At 61.5% G+C, this 1448-nt stretch carries 1 protein-coding gene and 1 pseudogene; one reads left to right on the top strand and one right to left on the bottom strand.

Annotated features, from left to right (window positions below):
* A pseudogene (locus Q0176_RS05580) lies at positions 1 to 883 on the top strand (glutamine synthetase type III); the annotation flags it as partial.
* Between the two features lie 172 nt (positions 884 to 1055).
* Here the strand turns inward: Q0176_RS05580 and Q0176_RS05585 are convergent.
* Positions 1056 to 1226 carry a hypothetical protein gene (locus Q0176_RS05585; RefSeq protein WP_299300070.1) on the bottom strand — a complete coding sequence of 57 codons (171 nt, stop codon included), beginning with the start codon at positions 1224 to 1226 and terminating at the stop codon, positions 1056 to 1058.
* Positions 1227 to 1448: the final 222 nt, after the last annotated feature.

The raw sequence follows: 1448 nt of genomic DNA on the forward strand, positions 1-1448 counted from the left end.
GGACGCCTCGCTGCCGGAGAGGGGCCTGATGGACCTTGGACTGATGAAGCTGCCCTCCATCATCCCCTTCGACAACGACAGGAACAGGACCTCGCCCGTGGCCTTTACGGGGAACAAGTTCGAGTTCCGCTCTCCGGGGGCGTCGCAGTCCATCGCTCTGCCCATCACGATGTTCGCCTCCATCTGGGCCTGGGGCGTCGAGCAGTTGACGGGGATGATCGAGGCCAGGAGCGTCGATGGAAAGGACCCGATGGACGTGGCTCTGGATGCGGTCAAGGAGGCCGTCCGGCAGGGGCAGAACGTCCTCTTCGAGGGGGACGCCTACTCGCCGGAGTGGCATGCGGAGGCGAAGCGGCGGGGCCTCCTTCAGGCGGAGACCATGCCGGAGAAGATCGACCTCCTCCTGCTCCCGGAGAACAAAAAGATGCTCGAAGAACTGGGCGTATTCCACGAACACGAGCTGGAGGCCCTGCACGACATCCGCATGGAGGCCTTTGTCAGAAGCCTGGAGATAGAGGTGGCGATACTCTACGACATGCTGTGGGAGGGGATCCTGCCCGCCCTGTCAAAGCAGCTGATCCTGGAGAAAAACTCCCTCTCCGCCCTCGACGGCATGGAGTTCCCCGAGGGCGAGCCGTGGCGGGAATACATCCTCGGCCTGGGGCGGACCAGGGCGGCCCTGATCGAGGACGCCCACAGGCTGAACGAGCTCCGCGGACGCATGGCGGAGCTCCCCGTCAGGGAGAGGGCGGACTTCCTCGTCGGGACGGCCATCCCCCTGATGGACTCCATCCGAAGGCGCTGCGACGCCGCCGAGGTGAACATGGCCGCCGACATCTGGCCCTATCCCATATCGCGCAACCTGCTGTCGCTGTCGGTTTGATCCCGGTTACAAACGCAACGGGGCCGGAGTCCGCAAAAGACTCCGGCCCCGCCGAGACTTCCCTGCTTTATATCGCGGAAGATACCTGGGTTACAAGGGCATGGATGCCCTGATATTCCGTTATAAAGGCGGCCCGAGGGCCGTGTGAAGCCTTTTCTCGCCATCTTGACGGCTAGCGGACGATCCTCCGCACCGCACCGCCTCTCCGGGGATCCCTGAGGAAAAGCGCCTCATTGGCGAGAGACCCGTCATTCCGGCACCGCGCGGGGATGAACGAGCCGTCCGCGGTCAGCCACAACGGCTTTCCGTCGGAGTACACCAGCTTTGTTGCTCCATATTCCATTTTTTCACCTCCGTTCCCATCCTCCTTTTTTAAGGATTCCATCGTTAAAAAGTTATTATACGCCATTCGTCGAAAAATATCAAATTTCTCTCGCCCTTCAAATGGCAGCCTGCACCGTCCCGCCGCTCCCCTCCGGCGGCAGTGCTTGTCCCCGTATCCGCGCCCCCCGCGCTTGAGGAAGGGCTCCCTGCGCGTCTCAATAAATTTTTATTGATTTTTCAT

Source organism: uncultured Fretibacterium sp. (assembly GCF_938040765.1).
In the GTDB taxonomy this organism is placed as follows: domain Bacteria; phylum Synergistota; class Synergistia; order Synergistales; family Aminobacteriaceae; genus CAJPSE01.